The following is a 1,358-nucleotide window of genomic DNA, read 5'->3' as shown; positions in this document are numbered from 1 at the left end:
TAAAGACATGATGTCTAAGAGTGAAGAAACGGAGTATGGCTCTTTTGCTCTCAGTGCTAGCACAACAATGGATAGTATTGATGAGGCCATCGACAAACAGCAGTCGTGTTTACTTGTGTTAGAGAACTTACCTGAACTACCTGAAGAGGGACAACGGCATCTGGCTCAATTATTACTGGCGCGAGAACGTTGTGGGAAAAAGAATCTGCGTGTTATAACGATTTTTGACTCAGAACCGGAAACGTACATCACCAAAAATCAATTGCTGCCGGAGCTGTACTATCTACTCAACCAAGGCGTGGTGCACGTACCGCCATTGCGTCAGCGCCCTGACGACATCGTGACGATATTTCATTACTTCTTAAAACTGAGTTGTAAGAAATTAGGCAAAACATTGCCAAATGTCGACTCTAACTATCTTGCGCTACTGAGAGGCTATCCGTGGCCGGGCAACATCCGGGAGCTAAGAAACATCGCTGAGTTATACGCAATCGGAATTGTTAAATTAACGGGTAAAGAGCGCATCTACTCACAAAATGAGATTCAGCTTCCATTGGATGATTTGGTGGACGATTTTGAAAAGCAGCTCATAGAAGATGCGCTGTTTTTGCACTCCGGGCGAATTACGGATGCGGCAAACCATCTGCAAATACCGCGTAAAAAGCTGTATTTGAGAATGAAAAAGCACGGAATTGAAAAGGGCAATTACAAGTCGCGATAACAACAAAGCGTTTGGGGTCTGCATCAGTAAGCTCAAACGCTTTTTTCATCAAAATTCAGAGTGGCGAACACCAATCTGCAGCATAGAAAATTAACTGATCACCGTGAGATACGGATACCGGATCACGATGGCAATTACGGACATCGCCATTAAAGTTTGCGCGGAATAGTACGTGACCATCACCACTTGCCGAGAAAATACCGAGTAACCACCAAAGCGCTCAAAAGCCAGCACCGTGCCGGAAATGATGAAGATAAAGCTTCCTAACACCGCAAACGAAGACGACTGCGTTTTCCCACTTAGATAATACTCAATGGCCATCCAACACATGGTCATCAAAACCAAAATGTAGATCGCAACAGGGATTCTTTCTTTGCCGAGGTCAGGTCGAAACAGCCAGTAAAAGCAAATGCCGAGCCCGAACAAAGCAATAGGAAGCCAAGGAGTGAAATGCCATGCCGACATTAAGCTAAAGCCATAACTGTAGGACAAATGAGCAGAGCAAAATAGGCTTAGACCAATGATGAACTTATCTCGCGGTAACATTAGTAGTAAATCACCGAGTAGTGACAACGATAAACCCACTAATATCCACTGAGTGTAAGGCAGTTGACTCGCGGGAGAATTAAGCAAAATG

The 1,358-nt window shown here is 44.4% G+C and carries 2 protein-coding genes; one reads left to right on the top strand and one right to left on the bottom strand.

What is annotated here, in order from left to right:
• A partial coding sequence (locus R7F67_RS24120; protein WP_318057450.1) for a helix-turn-helix domain-containing protein occupies positions 1-721 on the top strand: 721 nt, incomplete at its 5' end.
• A gap of 90 nt (positions 722-811) precedes the next feature.
• Here R7F67_RS24120 and R7F67_RS24115 read toward each other — a convergent pair.
• A partial coding sequence (locus tag R7F67_RS24115; protein WP_318057449.1) for a lysoplasmalogenase occupies positions 812-1,358 on the bottom strand: 547 nt, incomplete at its 5' end.

This window comes from Vibrio sp. YT-17, from assembly GCF_033337375.1.
Taxonomy (GTDB): Bacteria; Pseudomonadota; Gammaproteobacteria; order Enterobacterales; family Vibrionaceae; genus Vibrio; species Vibrio alginolyticus.
This window is presented reverse-complemented; position numbering and strand designations above follow the sequence as displayed.